We start from the raw sequence: 20,651 nt of genomic DNA, 5'->3' as shown, positions 1-20,651 counted from the left end.
GGGGAAGAGGGGAAGATCAGCGGGTTGCGGTGAACTGGGCGTGATCGGCGGTGAGATCCAGGTAGGCCTGCTCCAGCGAGGCCCTGTCGTCGGCGAGTTCCAGCACGGGCACGCCCTCTCGGGCGGCCAGGCTGCCGACCTGATCGGCCTGTATGCCCTCGACGGTCCACCGCCCGTCGTCCGCGGTCACCAGCTCGAAGCCGTCCCGGGCCAGCGCGGCCCGCAGCCGAACCGGGTCGGAGGTGCGCAGGCGCACCCGCGGGGTACTGCGGGCGTCGATGAACTCCTCCATCGAGGTGTCGGCCAGCAGCCTGCCGTTGCCGAGCACGACCAGGTGGTCGGCGAGCGCCGAGGTCTCCGACATCAGATGGCTGGAGACGAGGACGGTGCGTCCCTCGGCGGCGAGACCGCGCATCAGCTCGCGGATCCAGATGATGCCTTCGGGGTCGAGGCCGTTGGTCGGCTCGTCCAGCAGCAGCACCCCGGGGTCGCCCAGCAGCGCCGCGGCTATGCCCAGGCGCTGGCGCATGCCGAGCGAGAAGGACTTGATCCTCCGCCTGGCCACGGAGGCTATCCCGGCCTGCTCCAGGACCTCCTCCACCCTGCGCATCGGGATCCGGTCGGCCGCCGCGAGGAAACGCAGGTGGTCCCGGGCGGTGCGCCCGCCGTGGGCCGCCTGGGCGTCCAGCAGCGCGCCGACCCGGTGCAGCGGGTCGGGGAAGTCGGTGAAGCGCTGCCCGCCGATCGTGGCCGTACCGGACGTGGCCCGGTCCAGGCCCAGCAGCAGGCGCATCGTGGTGGACTTGCCGGCGCCGTTGGGGCCGAGGAAGCCGGTGACCCGTCCGGGCAGGACATCGAAGGTGAGGCCGTCCACCGCACGGTGGGTGCCGTATGCCTTGGTGAGTTCTCGGATCTCGATGCTGTTCATGGCTCAAGACTCGCCGCCGGCCCCACTCCCCTCCCTCCCCCATGCGAGGGTGCCGTCTCCCCCACGTGGGGGAGACGCCTGCCGGCCGCCGACTGTCACGATGAGTGCATGTACCGACTGCTCCGTGCCGCGCTCCAACCGGTGACCTACTCACGCTGGTTGCACCTCTGCGTGCCCATCCTGCTGGTGGCCCTCTGGATGTTCATAGGGCCCGAGATGCCGTGGGTTCCGCTGCTCATCGCGGTACCGCTCGGTCTGGTCCCCTGGGTGCGGCTGGTCGAGGGGCTGCAGGCGCGGTTCCTGCTGACGCCGCACGACTGGGACCGCTCGGAGAGCACCATCAGCGCGGTCCCCTCCAAGCGGTGGAACGACCGGTGGCGGACCCTGGTGTGGCTCGAGGTGCGGCTCGTCCTCGCGGCGGGCGCCTGGGTCCCGACGGTGTGGCTCCCGGCCATGACGGTCGAGCTGGTCTCGATCGCGATAGGGCATCCGCTGGGTGGGGACCTCATGCTTCCCTTCGCGCCCCCGCGGTGGGCCGCCGCGCTGCTGGTGCCGGTGCCGCTGGTCCTGCTCATCGCCATAGTGGTGCTGCTCGGGGAGCTGATCACCGCGATCGCCCAGCGGCTGCTGGGGCCTTCGGCGGCCGAGCGGCTCACCGCGCTGGAGGTCCGGACCGAACAGCTGCTGGAGCGGAACCGGATCGCCCGCGAACTGCACGACTCCATCGGGCACGCGCTGACGGTGGCGGTGGTGCAGGCGGGGGCCGCCCGGGCCGCCGGCGACCCGGAGTTCACGGACCGGGCGCTGTGCGCGATCGAGGAGACGGGCCGGGCCGCGCTGGAGGATCTGGAACGGGTCCTGGGCGTCCTGAGGGAGTCCGGGCAGCAACCGTCGCAGCGGCCGACGCTCGTGGAGGCGGACCGGCTGCTGGAGTCGGCCCGGGCCTCCGGGGCGGCGGTGGACGCACAACTGACCGGCCCGCTCGACAAGTTGCCGGGGCCGGTCACCCGGGAGGGGTACCGGATCCTTCAGGAGGCGCTCACGAACGTGCTGCGGCACTGCGGGCCGGTGCCCGTCCGGGTGAGGATCGAGATGGCCGGGGGCCGGCTGGACCTGGAGGTGTCGAACCCGCTGCCGGCGGGGCCGGCCCTGACACAGGGCAGCGGAAGCGGGCTGCGCGGGATGCGGGAGCGGGCCGCGCTGCTCGGCGGGGAGGCCGAGACCGGTCCGTACGAGGGCAGTTGGAGGGTGCGCGCCCGGCTTCCACTGGAGCGAATACGCTGACCGGATGCCGGTTACCGTACTGCTCGTCGACGACGAACCCCTCGTGCGCGCGGGTCTGCGCGCAGTCCTTGACTCCCAGCCCGACATCGAGGTGGTGGGTGAGGCCGCGGACGGGGCCTCCGTGGTCCCGCTCGTCCGCCAGCTCAGGCCGGACGTGGTGGCGATGGACGTGCGGATGCCGCTGCTCGACGGGATCGAGGCGACCCGGGCGGTCCTGAAGTCGGTGGACTCCCCGCCGAAGATCCTCGTGGTCACCACCTTCGAGAACGACGAGTACGTCTACCAGGCGTTGCGGGCCGGAGCCGACGGGTTCCTGCTGAAGCGGGCCCGGCCTTCGGAGATCGTGCACGCGGTGCGGCTGGTGGCGGAGGGCGAGACGCTGCTCTTCCCGGCGGCGGTGCGGGCGCTGGCCGCGGAGTACGGGAACCGGAAGGCCCGGGCGGTGCTGGAGCGGGCCGCGCTGACCGAGCGGGAGGAGGCGGTGCTGCGGCTCATGGCGCGGGGGCTCACCAACGTGGAGATCGCGGCCGACCTGATCATCGGCACGGAGACGGTCAAGTCCCACGTCAGCGCGATCCTGGCAAAACTGGGGGCGCGGGACCGCACCCAGGCCGTGATCATGGCGTACGAGTCGGGGTTCGTCTCACCGGCCTGAGGAAGAGCTGATTCCGGCCGATGGGGGGCCGCTTCTCGCCGCCGCACCGGGGGCGCAGTACGATCCGGCTGACAAGCTCGCTAGCTGGGAGGACACACGTTGGGGCAGCTGACCGGCGGGGACCCCTCTCTGCTCCGGCGGATCAATTCCGCCGTCGTGCTGCGCGCGCTGCGCACGGCCGGATCGCCGACCCTCACCGACCTCACACGCCTGACCGGGCTCTCCCGGCCGACCGTCGAAGGTGTCGTGGAGGGGCTGATCGGGACCGGGCTCGTCGTCGAGGCCGAAGCGGAGGAAGGCGCGCGACGCCAGGGACGGCCGGCCAGACGGTTCCGGTTCCGGGCCGAGGCGGGACACCTGCTGGGCATCGAGATCGGTTCGCACCGGATCGCGGTGCTGCTGTCCGGGCTGGACGGCCGCGTCATCGGCGCCGGCACCAAGGACGTCGCGGAGGAGGCGTCCGCGGACGAGCGGCTGGAGCGGGTGCGGGCGGCCGTCGCCGATCTGCTGCGCCGCGCAGGCGTCCCGCGGGACTCCCTGCGGGCGGTCGGGGTCGGCAGCCCCGGGATCGTGGAGGCGGACGGCACGGTCCGCCTCGGCACGGCGCTGCCCGGCTGGACCGGGCTGCCGCTCGGGGAGCGGCTGCGCCGCTCGTTCCGCTGCCCCGTACAGGTGGAGAACGACGCCAACGCGGCGGCGGTCGCCGAGCACTGGAAGGGCGCCGCGCGGGACACCGGCGACATGGTGTTCGTGATGGCCGGGCTCAGTCCCGGCGCCGGCTCGCTGATCGGCGGCCGGCTGCACCGGGGCTTCGGCGGGGCGGCCGGTGAGATCGGCGCCCTGCACCTGCTGGGCCGCGAGGTCACTCCCGAGCGGCTGCTGTCGACCACGGGCGAGCCGCTGCACCCCCTGGACGAGCCTGCCGTCGCCGAGGTCTTCGCGATGGCCGGGCGGGGCGACGAGCGTGCGGTGGCCGCGGTGGAGCGGTTCCTGCAGCGGCTGGTCCACGACGTGGCGGCGCTGGTCCTGGCGATGGATCCGGAGCTGGTGGTCGTCGGCGGCTGGGCGGCCGGGCTCGACGGGGTCCTGGAGCCCCTGCGCCGGGAGCTGGAGCGCTACTGCCTGCGCCCGCCTCGGGTGGCCCAGTCCCTGCTCGGCGAGGCCGCGGTGGCGACGGGCGCCCTGCGGCTCGCGCTGGACCACGTCGAGGAGGAGCTCTTCGCCGTGGAGAAGAAGGTCACGGCCCGCCGCTGACCGCTGACCGGCCGTCCCGCGGTCACTCCGGGGCCGGCCGGGCCGTGACGGCCCGGCCCAGGCCGTGTGTCAGGAGGCGACGCGGGGTTCGTGGGTGATCTCGACGTTGCCCGAGTCGCCGAAGGTGAGGCGGCAGGTGTCGGCGCGGTAGGTGGCCACCGAGACGGCGGCCGTGCCCGCGGCGGTGAAGTAGCGGGTGGTGACGAGGAGGACCGGGGCGCCGGGCAGGCGGTCCAGTTCCTTGGCGTCGTCGGCGCGCGCGGAGCCGAGCTCCACCGAGCGGTCCTGGCCGTCGAGGACCAGTCGCTGCAGCTCGCGCAGGACGGCGCGGGCACGGGCCGGTCCGGACGGAGCCTCGATCGCCGGGAGTCCGGGCACCGAGGCGGCCGGAACGTAGAGCAGCTCGGCGGCGACGGCCTGGCCCTGCGTGACCCTGGTGCGGCGCACCGTGTGCACCGGCTGGTCGGCGGCGAAGTCCCCACCGGTACCGAGGAGCTTGAGCACCGCGGCGGGCGGCAGGCTCTCCGCCGCGTCCACCGGCTGCCAGTCGTCGGCGCCGTCGCCGGGCCAGCTGTGCCGCGCGGTGCCGACGGCCACGCCCACGCGCGGCGGGGCGACGGTGGTGCCGACTCCGCGGCGACGCTGCAGCCGGCCTTCGAGCTCCAGCTGCTCCAGCGCCTGACGCAGGGTCGCACGGGCGACGCCGAAACGGGCGGCGAGTTCACGCTCGTTGGGCAGGACCTCGCCGACGGCGAAGTCCTGGTCGAGCGCCTCGCTGAGGACGGTCTTGAGGTGCCAGTACTTCGGCTCCGGCGCCGTTTCGAGCTGCGTGGTCCCCACCCTGACTCCTCCTGCCGTCGCTGCACTCGCCGTGTGTTCCAGCGGCAGTTCCGCGCCCTTGTTTATTAAAGGTTCCTGCACTATCCCTGCGACGATAGGACGGTGCACCCCCTTGGTCAAGACCAATGCTCATCCCTTTGCCGGGCAGATCGGGCATACGCATCAAGCCGTTCACGGGATGTTCTCGTGGTTCTCGTGCGCTCCGAAGGCTTGTAGTCAAGGGCTACCGGACGGTAATCATGGCGGTAGGCCTTACTGACACCCTGTCTCGCACGCGTCCCACCGACGAGGAGCAGCAGCATGACCGCCACGGTCTCCTTCACGTTCGATTCGCCGCTCGGCCCCCGCACCACCACCGTCGCCTACGAGCGCAAGGGCTCCGGCGAACCGCTTCTCCTGCTGCACGGCATCGGCCATCACCTCCAGGCCTGGCGGCCGGTGACCGACATCCTGGCCGCCGAGCACGACGTGATCGCCGTCGATCTGCCGGGCTTCGGCGCCTCGGAGGCCCTGCCGCAGGGGGTTCCGTACACGCTGGGGACCGTGGCCCCCGCGCTCGGGGCGCTCTGCGCGACCCTCGGTGTCGAGCGCCCGCACGTCGCGGGCAACTCGCTCGGCGGGCTGCTCGCCCTCGAAATGGGCCGGAGCAAGCTCGTCCGCTCGGTCACCGCCCTGTCCCCCGCCGGGTTCTGGACGGAGGGCGAGCGCCGCTACGCCTTCGCCACCCTCCTCGCGATGCGGGCCGGCGCCAAGGCCCTGCCCCTCCCCGCGGTACGGCGGCTCTCGCGCACCGCCGCCGGCCGCGCCGCGCTCACCGGGACCATCTACGCCCGCCCGGCCCGCCGTTCGCCGGAGGCCGTGGTCGCCGAGACGCTCGCCCTGCGCGATGCCACCGGTTTCGAGGAGACCCTGGCCGCCGGCGGTTCCGTACGGTTCACAGACGACGTGCCCGGTCTGCCGGTCACCATCGCCTGGGGGACGCGCGATCGGCTGCTGCTGCGCCGCCAGGGCGTGCGCGCCAAGCACACCGTCCCCGACGCCCGGCTGGTCCGGCTCCCGAGGTGCGGTCACGTCCCGATGAACGACGACCCGGCGCTCGTCTCCCGGGTGATCCTTGACACGGCCCGCCGCGCGAGCCTCGTGACGGCCTGAACGGCTACCCGGGTAACCACCCGCAGCGCCTCCCGAAATACTGGGCGAAGTACCGGGTGGCGAACGGATGAGCGGCTGACGGCTGTTCATCCCAGGTTCGCGTGGGCGACGCGGCCGGGCCGGGGTGCGGCGGCACGCTGGTCCGACCCGTCCTCGCCGGCCCCTGGAGACGCACCGATGGCATCGATGCCGCACACCCGACGGACCCTCATCGGGGGTTCCCTCGCCCTGTCCTCCGCACTGTTCGCCGCTCCGGCACTCGCCGCCCCCGCCTTCGCCCGCTCCGACCGGCCGAAGGCGCTCTGGGGCGTCCAGTCCGGCGAGATCACCGCCCACTCGGCCGCCGTCTGGACCCGTTCCGACCGCCTCGCGCGGATGTACGTCGAGACCTCCCCGAGCGAGGCGTTCCGCTACGCCGTACGCCGCCACCGCGGCCCGTTGCTCGGCCCGTCGAGCGACTTCACCGGGACCACCGTCCTGCGCGACCTCCCACCCGGGCAGCAGATCCACTACCGCGTCGTCTTGGCGGACCCCGACGATCCCCGCCGCACCGCCGAGCCGGTCCACGGCACCTTCCGCACCACCCCCGTCTCCCGCCGCCACGACGTGCGCTTCCTGTGGTCGGGAGACCTGGCGGGCCAGGGCTGGGGCATCAACCCCGACCTCGGCGGCTACCGCGTCTTCGACGAAATGCGGCTGCGCAACCCCGACTTCTTCCTCTTCAGCGGCGACACGATCTACGCCGACGGGCCGATCAAGGAGTCCGTACCCCTGCGCGACGGCAGCCTCTGGCGCAACGTGACCACCGAGGAGAAGGCGAAGGTCGCCGAGACGCTCGCCGAGTTCCGCGGGAACTTCCGCTACAACCTGCTCGATCGCAACCTCACCGCCTTCAACGCCCAGGTCCCCGTCCTCGCCCAGTGGGACGACCACGAGGTGCGCAACAACTGGTACCCCGGCCAGCTCATCGACGACCCCCGCTACACCGTCAAGGAGGCCGACACCCTCGCCGGCCGCGCCCGCCAGGCCTTCGGCGAGTACTTCCCCGTCACCGACCTGCGCGGCGGCCGCGCCGAGGGCCGGATGTACCGGGTGATGCGGTACGGCCCGCTGCTCGACGTCTTCGTGCTCGACATGCGCACGTACCGCGACGCCAACTCCCCCGGCACCCGGACCGAGGACCCCATCGGCATCCTCGGCCCCGAACAGCTGGCCTGGGTCACACGCGAGCTCTCCCGCTCCCGCGCCACCTGGAAGGTCATCGCCGCCGACATGCCGCTCGGCATCGTCGTGCCCGACGGGACCGCGAACTTCGAGGCGGTCGCCCAAGGCGACCCGGGCGCTCCGCTGGGCCGGGAGCTCCAGATCGCCGAACTCCTGCGCCACATCAAGCACCAGCGCATCACCGGCACCATCTGGCTCACCGCCGACGTGCACTACACCGCCGCGAATCACTACGCGCCCGAACGGGCCGCCTTCACCGACTTCGCGCCGTTCTGGGAGTTCGTGTCCGGCCCGATCGGTGCCGGCGGCTTCCCGGCCGGGCGGCTCGACGCCACCTTCGGCCCGGAGACGGCGTACGTCCAGTCGGCCCCCTTCGCCAACATGTCGCCGTCGGAGAACCCTCCGTACTACGGCGAGGTCGACATCGACGGCGGCAGCGGGGAGCTCACGGTCCGGCTGCGCCGCCAGGGCGGCGGCGTACTGTTCACCAGGACGCTCCAGCCCGGCCGCGTGGGCCAGTAGGGCGCGGGCCCGGGGGCTCACCCCCTCGTTTCCGGAAATGGCTCGGAAAACTGGATGAAATCGGCCAGACGGACACTTAACCAGTCGGTCACAGACCGTTCGTGATCACGCAACACCCCTGAGCCACAGTGGTGTGCATGACTGACCGTAGCCTCGCCTCCGCCCAGCGTCCCCACCGCCACCACTGGCGCCGCGACCTCGTCGAACTCGCCGCCCTGTTCTGCGCCGTCGCGGTCGCCGACGCCATCGCCAATCTCGTCGTGCACGGTCCGAGGGGCCCGATCCTGCTGGTCGCCTCGGCCATCGCACTCCTGGTGACCGCGGCGTTCCACACCTGGTGGGCGCGGCGGCACAGCCATGCGCCGCCGCCGCAGAGCACAGCGCCAAGTGATCCGACGTCGCCCCCGGCCGCCGCCTCCGGCCCGACCGCGACGGCGACCGCCACCACCAGCCTGTGGCGGATGCGCACGACCGTACGGGACGAGCCCGGCTCCCTCGCGGCCGTCTGCACCGCGCTCGCCCGCAGCGGCGTCGACATCCTGACCCTCCAGACGCACCCGCTGCCCGAGGGCGGCACGGTCGACGAGTTCCTGCTGCGCGCCCCGCAGCAGCTGGCCTCCGCCGATCTGACCCGCGCCATCTCCGGGGCCGGCGGCCACAGCACGTGGATCGAGCGGGCCGACGCCCACGACCTCGTCGACACCCCGACCCGCGTCCTGGGCCTGGCCACCCGCACCGCCCTCGACGCCGCCGAGCTCCCCCTCGCGCTGCGCCAGCTGCTCGGCCGCTGCACCATCCACTCGATTCCGGCGACCACCCTCTCCGGCCGCCCCAACCTCGGCGCGGACGCGCCCGTCGAAGGGGTCCTGGAGGCCACCGTCATGCGGCTGTGCGACCCCTCGGGCGGCGCGATCACCGTGGAGCGTCCCTACCTGCCCTTCACCCCGACCGAGTTCGCCCGCGCCCGCGCCCTGGTCGAGCTCGACGCCCGGCTCGGCCCCCGCGTCCCGCGCAGCCAGGACGTGCTGACCCTGCCCGAGGGCAACGAGATCACCGTGCGCCGCGCCGACGGCTCCGACCAGGCGGCGGCCCGGGCCATGCACGACCGCTGCTCCGAGCGCACCCTCGGGCTGCGCTACCACGGGCCGGTCGTCGACGCCGACCGCTACCTCGGCCACCTGCTGAGCCCCCGCTTCGGCCGCACCCTCGCCGCCACCACCGCCTCCGGGAAGCTCGTCGCCCTCGGCCACCTGCTGTGGGACGGCGACGAGACCGAGGTCGCCCTGCTCATCGAGGACGACTGGCAGCGCCGCGGCATCGGCTCCGAGCTGCTGCGCCGGCTCATCGCGATGGCCGTCGAGGCCGGCTGCGACAGCGTGTACGCCGTCACGCAGGCCGCCAACACCGGCATGGTCGCCGCCATGCGCGGCCTCGGCCTCCCCCTCGACTACCAGATCGAGGAGGGCACCCTGGTGATCACCGCCCGGCTCGACGCCACCCCGGTCAGCTCGCGCCTGCCCTACGAGCTGGGGCGCGACCAGCAGGCCGCCGCGCGCCGCCCGCACTGAAGCCCCGTCGCCCCGAGCACCCGGCCCAGACCTGACCAGACTTGCCCAGACCGGCCCAGACCGGCCCAGACCGGTCAGGACCGGTCAGGACCGGTCAGGACCGGCGCGAACCGGCCCGCGGACCGCCGCGGGCCGGCCTTCGCCGGGTCCGGGCCGGATCGCCGGAAGCCCGTACGAACCGCCTGTAACGGCACGACCGGCAATCCGGATGGAGAGCGTCCGCGGTCCTTCCGATCCGGCCGAACTCCGGGTCTTCCGGCCCCCGACCGCCCCGCCCACACGGCGCGAACTCGCCTGCGCAGAGAGCTGGTTGACCTCCTCCCGCACACCCGCCGGGGCCGGCCCCGGTCCACGTCGGAAGGCTGACGGCAATCTGTGATGACGGGAGCACGTCCCACATACGAAGATGGCCGCATGTCAGAGATCCTCCAGAACGGCAGCGCACCTCAACTGCCCCGCCAGGTGGCCGACGCGTACGTCGATGCCCTCATCGCCCTCGACCCGATCACGGGCACCTACCTCGGTGTCGCCGCGAGCTCCAGCAAGCTTCCGGACTTCTCGCCGGCGGGTCGCGCGGCCGTCGCCGAGCTGGCCCGCGACACGCTCGCCCGCCTCGACGCCGCCGAGGCGCTGCCGGGTGCCGAGAGCGACGCCGAGCGCCGCTGCGCCCGTCTGCTGCGCGAGCGCCTCAGCGCCGAGCTCGCCGTCCACGAGGCCGACGAGCACCTGTGCGCCGTCAGCAACATCCACGGTCCCGCGCACGAAGTCCGCGAGGTCTTCACCCTGACCCCCTCCGACACCGAGGAGGACTGGGCGGCGATCGCCGAGCGCCTGCGCGCCGTCCCGGCCGCCTTCGCCGGCTACCGCGAGAGCCTGGGGCTCGGCCTGGAGCGCGGCCTGTACGGTGGCCCGCGCGCCACCACGACCATGATCGGCCAGCTCGGCGCGTGGGCGGGTGAGGGCGGCGAGGGCGGTGCCTTCTTCGAGGAGTTCGTCTCCGCCGGCCCGGACGCCCTGCGCGCCGAGCTGGACGCGGCCGCCGCCGGCGCCACCGCCGCCGTCGTCGAACTGCGCGACTGGCTGAGCGCGGTGTACGCCCCGGCCGTCGAGGACAAGCCGGACACGGTGGGCCGCGAGCGCTACGCCCGCTGGTCGCGCTACTTCAACGGCACGGACCTCGACCTGGACGAGGCCTACGCCTACGGCTGGGCGGAGTACCACCGGCTGCTCGCCGAGATGAAGACCGAGGCCGCCAAGATCCTCCCGGGCGTGGGCCCCTGGGAGGCGCTGAAGCACCTGGACGAGCACGGCACCCACATCGAGGGCGTGGACGAGGTCCAGGCCTGGCTGCAGGGCCTGATGGACGAGGCCATCGAGAACCTCGACGGCACGCACTTCGAACTCGCCGAGCGGGTCCGCAAGGTGGAGTCCCGGATCGCCCCGCCGGGCGGCCCCGCGGCCCCGTACTACTCCTCCCCCTCGGAGGACTTCTCCCGCCCGGGCCGCACCTGGCTGCCCACCATGGGCCAGACCCGCTTCCCGGTCTACGACCTGGTCTCCACCTGGTACCACGAGGGTGTGCCGGGCCACCACCTGCAGCTCGCGCAGTGGACGCACGTGGCGGACCAGCTGTCCCGTTACCAGGCCACCGTCGGCTGGGTCAGCGCCAACTGCGAGGGCTGGGCCCTGTACGCGGAGCGGCTGATGGACGAGCTGGGCTATCTCAAGGACGCCGAGCAGCGCCTGGGTTACCTGGACTGCCAGATGATGCGCGCGGCGCGGGTCATCGTGGACATCGGCATGCACGTGGGGCTGCGGATCCCGGACGACTCTCCGTTCCACCCGGGCGAGAACTGGACGGTCGACCTGGCTCAGGAGTTCTTCGGCCTGCACAGCGGCCGGCCGGCGGACTTCATCGAGAGCGAGCTGACCCGCTACCTGTCGATGCCGGGGCAGGCTATCGGCTACAAGCTGGGCGAGCGCGCCTGGCTGCTGGGCCGGGAGAACGCGCGGGCCGCGCACGGCGAGTCCTTCGACCTGAAGGCCTGGCACATGGCGGCGCTGTCGCAGGGCTCGCTGGGGCTGGACGACCTGGTGGACGAGCTGTCGAAGCTCTGACGGCGCGGCTCGTGCCGTCCGCTACGAACGACTGACGGGCCGCTCGTCTCCCCCGGGGGACGAGCGGCCCGTCCGCGTGGGCCTCGTAGGCCACATGGGCCGCGGACCCCTCGCACGCCTCGGCAAGCGCTCACGCCTCGTAAGGCGCTCACGTCAGCAGCCGCAGTCGTCCGAGTCGGTGGGCGCGGTCAGCGGGTCGGCCTCGGCGCGCTGCTGGCTGCCCTGCCAGGTCTCGACCTCGAAGCCCTCGCGGATCCAGTACTCGATGCCGCCGAGCATCTCCTTGACCTGGAAGCCGAGTTCGGCGAGGGCGAGGGCGGAGCGGGTGCCGCCGTTGCAGCCCGGGCCCCAGCAGTACGTCACCACGGGGACGTTCTTGTCGAGGAGCCGCTCGGCCTGCTCGGGGATGAGGGCGGTCGGCAGGTGGATGGCTCCGGGCACGTGGGCCTGGTCCCAGGACGGGGTGGAGCGGGAGTCGATGAGCTGGAAGCCGAGCTCGACGCCCTGTTCCCGGTGGGCCTTGAAGGCGCTCGCGACGTCCGAGACGTCCGCGTGGAAGGCGAGGCTCGCGGCGAAGTACGCGGCGGCCGCGGCCGGGGAGGCCGGAGGCACCCGGAGCACGGGGTTGGCGGTGGCGGTGGCGGTGGCGGTGTTCTTCGTCGTCGTCATGGCAAGAAATCTACGATTTGTTGATCACTTCTCGGAAGCGACTTTCCCCGGCCCTTTCCTTGTCCTGCCGGGGAATCCCCTGCTAGACCTGCACCATGACCGACTATTCCCCTGACGCCACCGATTGGCGCATCCTCGAAGTCCTCCAGCGGGACGGCCGCGCCAGTTTCACCGAGCTCGCCCGGTCCGTGTCCATGTCCGCGAGCGCGGTCACCGAGCGGGTCCGCCGGCTGGAGGAGACCGGCATCATCACCGGCTACACGGCCGTGGTGGACCCGGAGAAGCTCGGCAAGTCGATCCTCGCCCTGGTGCGGCTGCGCTATCCGCACGGCAACTACAAGCCGTTCCACGACTTCCTGGACGCCACCTCCGAGATCCTGGAGGCCCACCACGTCACGGGGGACGACTGCTTCGTGCTCAAGGTCGCGGCCCGCTCGATGGGGCACCTGGAGGAGGTCACGGGCCGGATCTCCGGCCTCGGTGCGGTCACGACGAGCATCGTCTACTCCTCGCCCCTGCCCAGGAGGCCCCTCAGTCCGTGAGCGCCGCCGTGCGGTGGCGCACGACGGAGCCGCCGCGCTGCTTGACGATCTCCAACTGGGCCTGGACCCGGGTCCGCAGGTCGGCGACGTGGCTGACGATGCCGACGCTGCGGTCCCGCTCGCGCAGCGAGTCCAGTACGTCGAGCACCTCGTCCAGCGCCTGGTCGTCGAGGCTGCCGAAGCCCTCGTCGATGAAGAGGGTGTCGAGGCGCATGCCGCCCGCCTCGTCGGTGACCACGTCGGCGAGGCCCAGCGCGAGGGCGAGCGAGGCGAAGAAGGTCTCGCCGCCCGACAGGGTGGCGGTGTCCCGCTCGCTGCCGGTCCAGGCGTCGACCACGTGCAGGCCGAGGCCGGAGCGCCCGCGTCCGCCCGCCCGCGCGTCGGAGTGGACCAGGGTGTAGCGGCCGCCGGACATGCGCAGCAGCCGTACCGTCGCGGCGGCGGCCACCTGCTCCAGGCGGGCCGCCAGCACGTAGGCCTCCAGCCGCATCTTGCGCTCGTTGTCGGCGGAGGTGCCCGCGGTGAGTCCGGCCAGCCGGGCGACGCGGTCGTAGGCCTCCCGCAGCGGGCCCAGCGCGCGCAGTTCCTGCTCGGCCTGCCGGGAGAGGCGGTCCAGCTCCCTGCAGCGCTCCCGGGCCGCGTCGGCGGCCGACCCCGCCGTACGAAGCCTCGCCGCGGCCCGGGCCGCGTACGCCTCGGCCCGCTCCGGTTCGGCCGGGGGCAGTGCCGCCGCTTCGGCGGCGCCGGTTTCGCCGCGGCGGTCCGCGAGGAGGGCCTCCTCCGTCTGCCAGGCGTCCAGCCGGTGTTGGAGCGCGGTGCGTTCGTACTCGGGGAGCACCGCGTCGGCGGCGGCCTCGATGGTGTCGAAGCCGGCCTTGAAGGCGGCGTCGGCGAGCTGGTCGTCGGCCTCCTTCAGCCGGGCGGCGGTGCCCTCGGCGCGGCGCAGCGCCCCGGCGGCGGACGAGACCATCCGGACCCGGTCCTCCAGGGTGCGGGCGCGGGCCGCGACGGTGGGGGCGCCGTCCCGTACGAGGGTCAGTTCGGCCTCCAGGGCGGCCTGTTCCCGGCCCAGGGCCTCGCGGCGCGAGGCCCTGGCGGCGGCCCGGGTCTCGGCGCCCTGCCGCTCGGAGCTGCGCGTGGCGTGCTCCCGTTCGGCGCGGGCGAGCTGTTCGCGGGCGGAGTGCAGTCCGGCGGCCGCCGCGTGGGCGGCGGCATGCCGGGCGCTCAGGTCCGAGGTGAGGGCGAGGAGTTCGGCGGTGGTGGCGTCCCCGGCGGCGGCCGCGGCCTCGGCGCGGGCCTCCCGGGCGGCGGCGAGCCGGCGTTCGACGGCGGCCCGGGCCTGCTCGGCCCGCTCGAAGAGGCCGTGGGCGGCGTCCTCGGCGGCGCGGTCCACGTGGCCGGGGGCCGGGCGGGCCGGAGCAGGGTGCTCCGCGGACCCGCACACGGTGCAGGCCTCCCCCGCCACCAGGGCCTCGGCGAGTTCGGCGGCGATGCCGCGCAGCCGGGCCTCCTTGAGCTCCAGCCAGCGCTCCCGGGCGGCGGCCGAGTCCTCGCGCAGGGTGAGCAGTTCGGCCTCGGCGCGGTCCGCGTCCGCGGCGAGCTCGTCCCTGCGGCGGGCGGCATTGAGGTGCATCCGGGCGGGTTCCAGCCGGCCCGCGAGCTGTTCGGCGAGGGTGGCGGCCTGCTGGGCGGCGTCCACGCGCTCCTGCAGGGCGGTCCGGGTCGCCTCCCAGCGCTCCAGCCACTCGGCGGACTCCTGGTGCTGTTCCTCGGCGGCCCGGGACTCCCGTTCCAGGTCGGCGCGCTCGCGGCCGATCTCGGAGCTGCGCTGTTCGGCCCGGTGGGCGGCGCCGAGCGCGCCGAGGTCCTCGCGCAGCCGCTGTTCCACGGCGGCCAGCTGTTCGGTGCCCGCCTCCTTCAGCTGCGTCGGGAGTTCCGCGCGGGTGGCCGCCTCCGCGTGCGCGGCGGCGAGGTGGGCGGCGGAGGCGGCGCCGCGCAGTTCCAGGGCGGGGGCGACCAGGGCGCCGCGCCGGGCCCGGTCCAGGAGATCGCGCACCCGCTCCCGCTCGGGCTCCGCCTCGGCGAGCAGGGCGGCCCGGCGGACGGTCTCCGCGTGCCGGCGCTGGAGCCGGTCGAGCTCGCGCGCGTCCTCGGCGGCCCGCCGGGCGCTGTGGTGGCGGCTCTCGACGGCGGCGAGCGCGTACTCGGCGACGTCCAGCCGTTCCCGGGCCGAGCAGCGGGCGACGGCCGCCCAGGCGCGGATCGCGTCGGCGAGCCCGGGATCCCCGGGCTGGTGTCCGGGCAGCGGCCAGGCCCGCAGGTCGGCGCTGTCCCCGGCGGCCTGGGCGAGCCGCTGCGCGGTGTGCAGCACCTTCTCGTCGCCGGCCCGGACCTTGGCCTCGGCTGCCCGGCGGCGCTCTGCGAGCAGGGCCTCGACGGCGGCGAAGCGGCGGGTGTCGAAGAGGCGGCCGAGGAGCCGGCCGCGGGCGGCCTCGTCGGCCCGCAGGAACTTCGCGAACTCCCCCTGCGGCAGCAGGACGACCTGGCAGAACTGCTCGCGGCTCATGCCGAGCAGCTGCTCGATCTCCTCGCCGATCTCCTGGTGGGAGCGGCTGAGCGGTTCCCAGCCCCCGCCGGTGTGCTCGCGCAGCCGGCTCTGTGCCTTGTCCTTGGTGGTGCCGGTGCCGCGCTTCTTCGGGCGCTCCTGCTCGGGGCGGCGGGTGATCTCCAGGCGGCGGCCGCCCGCGGTGAGTTCGAGGGTGACCTCGGTGGGGGTCCCGGCGGACGCGTGGTCGCTGCGCAGGCTGGTGCCGGGGGCCTGGCGGGGGCCGGGCACGGAGCCGTAGAGCGCGTAGCAGACGGCGTCGAGCACGGAGGTCTTGCCCGCTCCGGTGGGCCCGTGCAGCAGGAAGATCCCGGCGCCGGACAGGGCGTCGAAGTCGATCTCCTGGGGCTCGGCGAAGGGCCCGAAGGCGGTGACCGCCAGCCGGTGCAGCCTCATCGGTGGGTCTCCTGACGGCTGTCGTCGGCCCGTACGTCGTCGAAGGCGCCCTGGAGGACGGCCCGTTCGGCCTCGTCCGCCCGGCCGCCGCCGCGCACGTGGGCGACGAAGTCCTCGGCGATCTCCTGATCGCTGCGGCCGCGCAGCCGCTGGGCGTAGGAGGAGCCGGACTCCTCCTCGCGGCCCTCGGGGTCGAAGGCGAGGCTGAGGGTGTGCGGGAAGCGGGCGGCGAGCCGGGCCATGGGGTCGTCGGGGCGTACCGGGTCGGTGAGGGTGGCCTCGACCCAGGCGTCCTCGTGCACCGCGTGCGCCGGATCCGCCAGCAGGTCGTCGAGGCGTCCGCGCAGCCGTGCGAGGGGGCGCGGTACGGGGGTGTCGATCCGCTCGGCGCCGGCGATCTCCCCGTCCGCGCCCAGTTCGATCAGCCACATGGTCTTGCGGTGGTGGACTTCCGAGAAGGAGTACGCGAGCGGGGAACCGGAGTAGCGGACCCGTTCGTTGATGGTCTGGCAGCCGTGGAGGTGGCCGAGGGCGGCGTAGTCCACTCCGTCGAAGACCGAGGCGGGCACGGCCTCGACCCCGCCGACGGTGATGTCGCGCTCGCTGTCGCTGGGCTGCCCGCCGGTGACGAAGGCGTGTGCCAGGACGACGGAGCGGGTGCCGGGCGCGCGGGCGGCCAGGTCGGTCCGGATCCGGTCCATGGCCGCGCCCAGTACCGCCTCGTGGCTGACCCTGTCCGCGCTGAACTCGTCCTTCACCAGGGCCGGTTCCAGGTACGGCAGCCCGTACAGCGCCACCTCGCCGTGCGCGTCGGCCAGGACGACGGGGTGGGCGCAGCCGGCCGGGTCGGTCCGCAGGTGGATCCCGGCCCGGTCGATCAGCCCGGCGCCGACGCCGAGCCGGCGCGCGGAGTCGTGGTTGCCGGAGATCATCACGGTGGGCACGCCGAGGTCGGCGAGCCGGTGCAGGGTGCGGTCGAACAGCTCGACGGCGGGCAGCGGGGGCACGGCCCGGTCGTAGACGTCGCCGGCGACGAGGACGGCGTCGACCTCGCGCTCGCGGACGGTCTCGACGAGGTGGTCGACGAAGGCGGCCTGGGCGCCGAGCAGGTTCACCCGGTGGAAGGCCCGGCCAAGGTGCCAGTCCGAGGTGTGCAGGAACTTCACTCGCCGGCCCCGCCGCGCATGCCGTCTCCCCCTGGTCGTCTCCCGCTCGCTGAACCCCTCTACGCTAACCCGTCCCCGGGGCGCTCAGGGCGCGTACGTCTCTCCGCCGAGGGTGAGGCCGGCGGTGCCCGCCGTGCTGTCGGCGAGCCAGGCCTCGAAGGCGGGCAGGTCCGCCTCCGGGAGGGCGACCTCGATCTCCACCGCGGAGCCGTAGCGCAGGTCCACCACGGTCCGGCCGGTGGCGCGCAGGTCGTTCTGGGTCTTGCCGGCCCGCTGGTGATCGACGGTGACGGTGGCCAGCCGGTAGCGGCGCCGGGTGACGGTGCCGAGCTCGTCGAGGGCCTCGCCGACGACCCCGCCGTAGGCCCTGATCAGACCGCCGGCGCCGAGTTTCACGCCGCCGTAGTAGCGGGTGACCACGGCGACGGTGTAGCGGATGTCGCGGCGCACGAGCATCTGCAGCATCGGGACCCCGGCGGTGCCGCCGGGCTCGCCGTCGTCGCTGGCCTTCTGGACGGAGGCGTCGGCGCCGATCACGTAGGCGAAGCAGTTGTGCGTGGCGGTGGGGTGCTCCTTGCGGATGCGCGCGACGAACTCCTGCGCCTCCTGCTCGGTCGCGGCGGGCGCGAGCGAGCACAGGAACCGCGAGCGGTTGATCTCGGACTCGTGCACGCCCTCGCGGGCGACCGTCGCGTACTGGTCTGCCTTCACCGCTCCACCCTACGGGGAATCGGACATGTGTCCTTTCGGTTGACCAGGCTGAACGGCAACGGCAGCAGACTCGAACGACGGACGAGAACCACAGGAGGCGGCGCCCGTGTACGGCGACCCGGCAACCATCCGCAAGATCCTCACCGAGCTCGGCGACACCTGGGCCGTGGTGGGCCTCTCGAACAACCAGGACCGGGCGGCCTACGGGGTGGCGCGCGTGCTCCAGCGGTTCGGCAAGCGCGTGATCCCCGTACACCCCAAGGCCGAGACGGTGCACGGCGAGCCCGGGTACGCCTCGCTGGCGGAGATCCCGTTCAAGGTGGACGTCGTCGACGTCTTCGTGAACAGCGAGCTGGCCGGCCCGGTGGCCGACCAGGCGGCCGCCATCGGCGCGGAGGCCGTCTGGTTCCAGCTCGGCGTGATCGACGAGGCCGCGTTCGCCCGGACCCGCGAGGCAGGGCTGACCATGGTCATGGACCGCTGCCCCGCGATCGAGATCCCCGCGCTCTAGGCCCGGCCCCCGTGCGTGTGCGCGGGCAGCGGCGCCGAGACCGGGGGGACCGACACCGCGAGGGTCATCTCCATCGGTACGGAGCCGTCGTTGCGGTAGGAGTGCGCGAGGTTGGCCTCGAATGCGGCCGCGGCTCCGGCCGGTACGCGGAACTCCTCCTCGCCGACCACCAGCGTCAGCTCACCGGCCGTGACGTGCAGCATCTCGATGGTGCCGGAGGGGTGCGGGACGGAGTCCGTCCCCTCGCCCGGCACCAGGTGCCAGGTCCACAGCTCCATCGGCCCGCGCTCGTCGGTACCGATCAGCATCGTCGTGGAGCTGCCCGCCTCGCTGGACCAGATCCGTACGACCTGGTCCGGCGGGACGATCCGGACCTGCGGGCCCCTGTCGTGGTCGAGGAGCGCGGAGATGCTCACGCCCAGCGCGTCGGCCAGCCTGACCGTGGTGCCCACGCTGGGGTTCGTACGCGCCTGCTCGATCTGGATGATCATCCCGCGGCTCACTCCCGCGCGGGCCGCCAGGGAGTCCAGGGTGAAACCGCGCTCCCCGCGCCACCGCTTGAGGTTCCGGGCGAGCGCCTGGGTGAGCTGTTCGAGATCCGACACCATTCCGTCCAATATTTTGGATGACACGGTCCAATGGAGTGCACTACCGTGTTCTGTGTTCGATGCTGCACTCCGGCGTTCACTGCACTGTACTGCGAGGCCCGTCCATGACCGCCCTCTTCGCCCTGGCCACAGCCGTGCTGTGGGGCCTCGCCGACTTCGGCGGCGGGCTGCTGACCCGCCGGATACCGGCGCTCACGGTGGTCGTCGTCTCGCAGGTCCTCGCGGTCCTCGTGCTCGGCGGGGTGGTCCTCGGCACCGGCGCCTGGCGGGAGGCCGGACCGCAGCTGTGGTTCGCGGTCGGCGCCGGTCTGGTCGGGCCGGTCGCGATGCTCAGCTTCTACAAGGCGCTGGCCCTCGGCCCGATGGGCGTGGTCTCCCCGCTGGGCTCGCTCGGCGTGGTCGTGCCCGTCACCGCGGGTCTGGTCCTGGGCGAGCGGCCCGGCCCCGGCCAGTTCGCGGGCATCGCGGTGGCCGTCGTGGGCATCGTCCTCGCGGGCGGCCCGGAGCTGCGCGGCGCGCCCGTCCAGCGGCGGGCCGTCGTCCTCACCCTGGTCGCGGCCTTCGGGTTCGGCGCGGTGATGGCCCTGATCGCGCAGGCGTCCACCACCCTCACCGGGCTGTTCCTCGCACTGTTCGTCCAGCGGGTCACCAACGTCGCCGTGGGCGGCGCCGCCCTGTGGACGCAGTCCCGGCGCGGCGTCCCGGCCCTGCCCGCGGGCACCGGCTCGCGGATCCTGTGGGGGCTGCTGCCCGCCCTGGCCTTCGTCGGCCTCGCGGACGTCGCGGCGAACGGCACGTACTCCCTGGCCGCCCAGAGCGGCCCGGTCACGCTGGCCGCCGTACTGTCCTCGCTCTACCCGGTGGTCACCGCGCTCGCCGCCTTCGCCGTGCTCAAGGAACGGCTGCGCGGCATCCAGGCGGCGGGCGCCGGCCTGGCCCTGGCGGGAACGGTCCTCCTGGCCGCGGGCTGACCCGCCCCCAGAGACCCCGGGGAGACGCCTAGCCGGCCGTCTCGACCCCCGCCTGCTCCGCCTCCGCCAGCCGGGCCAGCCCGCGCAGCTGCTCCGGGGTCATCCCGTCCGGGATCGGCACCGGCGCCGGCGTGCGCAGCGGCGGCTGCCAGCCCGTCTCCGGCTCCCAGCGCCGCACGATGCGTGCCGGCGCGCCCGCCACCACGGCGTGGTCCGGCACCTCGCCCCGTACGACGGCCCCCGCGGCCACCACGACGTTGCGGCCCAGTCGCGCGCCCGGCAGGATCACCGCGCCGGTGCCGAGCCAGCACCCCGGGCCGATCTCCACGGGCGCGCTGCGCGGCCACTGCCGGCCGACGGGCTCGTGCGGATCGTCGTAGCTGTGGTTCGTGGACGTGATGTAGACCCCGGGACCGCAAAAGGTGTTCGACCCGATGGCGATCCGGGCGTCGGCGATGACATGGCTGCCCCGGCCGATGACGACCCCGTCGCCGAGCACCAGCATCGGCTCCGTGCCCAGGTCGAGGTCCGGCATCATCCCGGCGGTCAGGGTGACCTGCTCGCCGATGATGCAGTGCCCGCCGAGCCGGATCCAGGGCTCGCCGAAGATCGTGCCCTGCGGGAAGGCGAGCCGGGTGCCGTCGCCGATCGCCCCGAACCGCAGGGGCCCGGGGGTCTGCGCGGTGACCGCGCCGGCCCGCTGCATCCAGCGCCAGCCGGTGTGGACCGCGCGGCTCGCCAGCCGGCGGCGCAGGGCCGTCAGAGATGAGAACGTGTTCTGCTTTTTCGGCACCCGGCCACGGTAATGCGCCGGGCGGCGGTCGTCCGGACCACCATCCTGTGATCTTCACCCCATCGCCGCCACGCCGGACCGCGTGCCCTACGGTGCTGTTGGCGCGGCACCCGGACGACATCCAGACGGCAGAG

Annotated in this window: 18 protein-coding genes; 10 read left to right on the top strand and 8 right to left on the bottom strand. The window is 73.7% G+C overall.

Translation table 11 applies throughout. The annotated features are described in order from the left end of the window. Positions 1-16 precede the first annotated feature (16 nt). The gene (locus tag IF88_RS0115705; RefSeq protein WP_030711484.1) at positions 17-928 is read right to left on the bottom strand and encodes an ABC transporter ATP-binding protein; all 912 of its coding nucleotides are present in this window, start codon (positions 926-928) and stop codon (positions 17-19) included. A gap of 108 nt (positions 929-1,036) precedes the next feature. On the opposite strand from IF88_RS0115705, the gene IF88_RS0115700 reads away from it, so the two are divergent. From IF88_RS0115700 to IF88_RS0115690, 3 genes are all read left to right on the top strand, one after another. Then, entirely contained in the window at positions 1,037-2,212 is a 1,176-nt protein-coding gene (locus tag IF88_RS0115700; protein WP_030711482.1) for a sensor histidine kinase, read from the top strand. 4 nt (positions 2,213-2,216) lie between these two features. Next, positions 2,217-2,867: a response regulator transcription factor gene (locus IF88_RS0115695; protein ID WP_030711480.1), complete on the top strand. Its 651-nt coding sequence runs from the start codon at positions 2,217-2,219 to the stop codon at positions 2,865-2,867. A gap of 99 nt (positions 2,868-2,966) precedes the next feature. Continuing rightward, a complete protein-coding gene (locus IF88_RS0115690; RefSeq protein WP_030711478.1) occupies positions 2,967-4,121 on the top strand; it encodes an ROK family transcriptional regulator in 1,155 nt (384 codons plus the stop codon). Positions 4,122-4,190: 69 nt separating this feature from the next. Here IF88_RS0115690 and IF88_RS0115685 read toward each other — a convergent pair whose 3' ends face one another. Then, positions 4,191-4,961, bottom strand: a complete 771-nt coding sequence (locus IF88_RS0115685; RefSeq protein WP_030711476.1) for a GntR family transcriptional regulator — start codon at positions 4,959-4,961, stop codon at positions 4,191-4,193. Positions 4,962-5,261: 300 nt separating this feature from the next. Here IF88_RS0115685 and IF88_RS0115680 point away from each other — a divergent pair, with 300 nt between their 5' ends. The 4 genes from IF88_RS0115680 to IF88_RS0115665 all read left to right on the top strand — a co-directional run bounded on the left by IF88_RS0115680 (position 5,262) and on the right by IF88_RS0115665 (position 11,545). Further along, positions 5,262-6,113 carry an alpha/beta fold hydrolase gene (locus tag IF88_RS0115680; RefSeq protein ID WP_030711474.1) on the top strand — a complete coding sequence of 284 codons (852 nt, stop codon included), beginning with the start codon at positions 5,262-5,264 and terminating at the stop codon, positions 6,111-6,113. Positions 6,114-6,299: 186 nt separating this feature from the next. Beyond that, positions 6,300-7,859 (top strand): alkaline phosphatase D family protein, encoded by a 1,560-nt coding sequence (locus tag IF88_RS0115675; protein ID WP_037806052.1) that lies wholly within the window; start codon positions 6,300-6,302, stop codon positions 7,857-7,859. A 137-nt stretch (positions 7,860-7,996) separates the two neighbouring features. Beyond that, a complete protein-coding gene (locus IF88_RS0115670; RefSeq protein ID WP_030711471.1) occupies positions 7,997-9,427 on the top strand; it encodes a GNAT family N-acetyltransferase in 1,431 nt (476 codons plus the stop codon). Between the two features lie 414 nt (positions 9,428-9,841). Beyond that, complete coding sequence (locus tag IF88_RS0115665; RefSeq protein WP_030711469.1) at positions 9,842-11,545, top strand: DUF885 domain-containing protein; 1,704 nt, start codon at positions 9,842-9,844, stop codon at positions 11,543-11,545. 153 nt (positions 11,546-11,698) lie between these two features. Here IF88_RS0115665 and IF88_RS0115660 read toward each other — a convergent pair whose 3' ends face one another. Next, the gene (locus tag IF88_RS0115660; protein WP_030711467.1) at positions 11,699-12,214 is read right to left on the bottom strand and encodes a rhodanese-like domain-containing protein; all 516 of its coding nucleotides are present in this window, start codon (positions 12,212-12,214) and stop codon (positions 11,699-11,701) included. Between the two features lie 95 nt (positions 12,215-12,309). Between IF88_RS0115660 and IF88_RS0115655 the strand changes: the two genes are divergently transcribed. Beyond that, on the top strand, positions 12,310-12,756 hold the full coding sequence (locus IF88_RS0115655; protein ID WP_030711465.1) for an Lrp/AsnC family transcriptional regulator: 447 nt from the start codon (positions 12,310-12,312) through the stop codon (positions 12,754-12,756). On the opposite strand, the gene IF88_RS0115650 is transcribed toward IF88_RS0115655, so the two are convergent. The 3 genes from IF88_RS0115650 to IF88_RS0115640 all read right to left on the bottom strand — a co-directional run bounded on the left by IF88_RS0115650 (position 12,746) and on the right by IF88_RS0115640 (position 17,634). Beyond that, positions 12,746-15,757, bottom strand: a complete 3,012-nt coding sequence (locus IF88_RS0115650; RefSeq protein WP_030711463.1) for an AAA family ATPase — start codon at positions 15,755-15,757, stop codon at positions 12,746-12,748. The genes IF88_RS0115655 and IF88_RS0115650 overlap by 11 nt on opposite strands. Further along, positions 15,754-16,923: an exonuclease SbcCD subunit D gene (locus IF88_RS0115645; RefSeq protein WP_030711461.1), complete on the bottom strand. Its 1,170-nt coding sequence runs from the start codon at positions 16,921-16,923 to the stop codon at positions 15,754-15,756. Before IF88_RS0115645 ends, IF88_RS0115650 begins: the two co-directional genes overlap by 4 nt. 84 nt (positions 16,924-17,007) lie before the next feature. Beyond that, positions 17,008-17,634 (bottom strand): YigZ family protein, encoded by a 627-nt coding sequence (locus IF88_RS0115640; RefSeq protein ID WP_030711459.1) that lies wholly within the window; start codon positions 17,632-17,634, stop codon positions 17,008-17,010. 106 nt (positions 17,635-17,740) lie between these two features. On the opposite strand from IF88_RS0115640, the gene IF88_RS0115635 reads away from it, so the two are divergent. Beyond that, positions 17,741-18,145, top strand: a complete 405-nt coding sequence (locus IF88_RS0115635) for a CoA-binding protein (protein ID WP_030711458.1) — start codon at positions 17,741-17,743, stop codon at positions 18,143-18,145. Here the strand turns inward: IF88_RS0115635 and IF88_RS0115630 are convergent. Then, positions 18,142-18,750, bottom strand: a complete 609-nt coding sequence (locus tag IF88_RS0115630; RefSeq protein ID WP_051836929.1) for an XRE family transcriptional regulator — start codon at positions 18,748-18,750, stop codon at positions 18,142-18,144. The genes IF88_RS0115635 and IF88_RS0115630 overlap by 4 nt on opposite strands. A 107-nt stretch (positions 18,751-18,857) precedes the next feature. Between IF88_RS0115630 and IF88_RS0115625 the strand changes: the two genes are divergently transcribed. Beyond that, positions 18,858-19,724 carry a DMT family transporter gene (locus IF88_RS0115625; RefSeq protein ID WP_030711455.1) on the top strand — a complete coding sequence of 289 codons (867 nt, stop codon included), beginning with the start codon at positions 18,858-18,860 and terminating at the stop codon, positions 19,722-19,724. Positions 19,725-19,752: 28 nt separating this feature from the next. On the opposite strand, the gene IF88_RS0115620 is transcribed toward IF88_RS0115625, so the two are convergent. Continuing rightward, positions 19,753-20,517: an acyltransferase gene (locus IF88_RS0115620; protein WP_030711452.1), complete on the bottom strand. Its 765-nt coding sequence runs from the start codon at positions 20,515-20,517 to the stop codon at positions 19,753-19,755. Positions 20,518-20,651: the final 134 nt, after the last annotated feature.

Source organism: Streptomyces sp. NRRL F-2580 (genome assembly GCF_000720115.1).
Lineage (GTDB): Bacteria > Actinomycetota > Actinomycetes > Streptomycetales > Streptomycetaceae > Streptomyces.
This window is presented reverse-complemented; position numbering and strand designations above follow the sequence as displayed.

Bases quoted from the DNA above. Each gene is read 5' to 3' on its own strand.
- IF88_RS0115660 (WP_030711467.1), bottom strand. From the start codon at position 12,214: ATGACGACGACGAAGAACACCGCCACCGCCACCGCCACCGCCAACCCC.
- IF88_RS0115665 (WP_030711469.1), top strand. From the start codon at position 9,842: ATGTCAGAGATCCTCCAGAACGGCAGCGCACCTCAACTGCCCCGCCAG.
- IF88_RS0115670 (WP_030711471.1), top strand. From the start codon at position 7,997: ATGACTGACCGTAGCCTCGCCTCCGCCCAGCGTCCCCACCGCCACCAC.
- IF88_RS0115655 (WP_030711465.1), top strand. From the start codon at position 12,310: ATGACCGACTATTCCCCTGACGCCACCGATTGGCGCATCCTCGAAGTC.
- IF88_RS0115705 (WP_030711484.1), bottom strand. From the start codon at position 928: ATGAACAGCATCGAGATCCGAGAACTCACCAAGGCATACGGCACCCAC.
- IF88_RS0115675 (WP_037806052.1), top strand. From the start codon at position 6,300: ATGCCGCACACCCGACGGACCCTCATCGGGGGTTCCCTCGCCCTGTCC.
- IF88_RS0115650 (WP_030711463.1), bottom strand. From the start codon at position 15,757: ATGAGGCTGCACCGGCTGGCGGTCACCGCCTTCGGGCCCTTCGCCGAG.
- IF88_RS0115625 (WP_030711455.1), top strand. From the start codon at position 18,858: ATGACCGCCCTCTTCGCCCTGGCCACAGCCGTGCTGTGGGGCCTCGCC.
- IF88_RS0115680 (WP_030711474.1), top strand. From the start codon at position 5,262: ATGACCGCCACGGTCTCCTTCACGTTCGATTCGCCGCTCGGCCCCCGC.
- IF88_RS0115700 (WP_030711482.1), top strand. From the start codon at position 1,037: ATGTACCGACTGCTCCGTGCCGCGCTCCAACCGGTGACCTACTCACGC.
- IF88_RS0115695 (WP_030711480.1), top strand. From the start codon at position 2,217: ATGCCGGTTACCGTACTGCTCGTCGACGACGAACCCCTCGTGCGCGCG.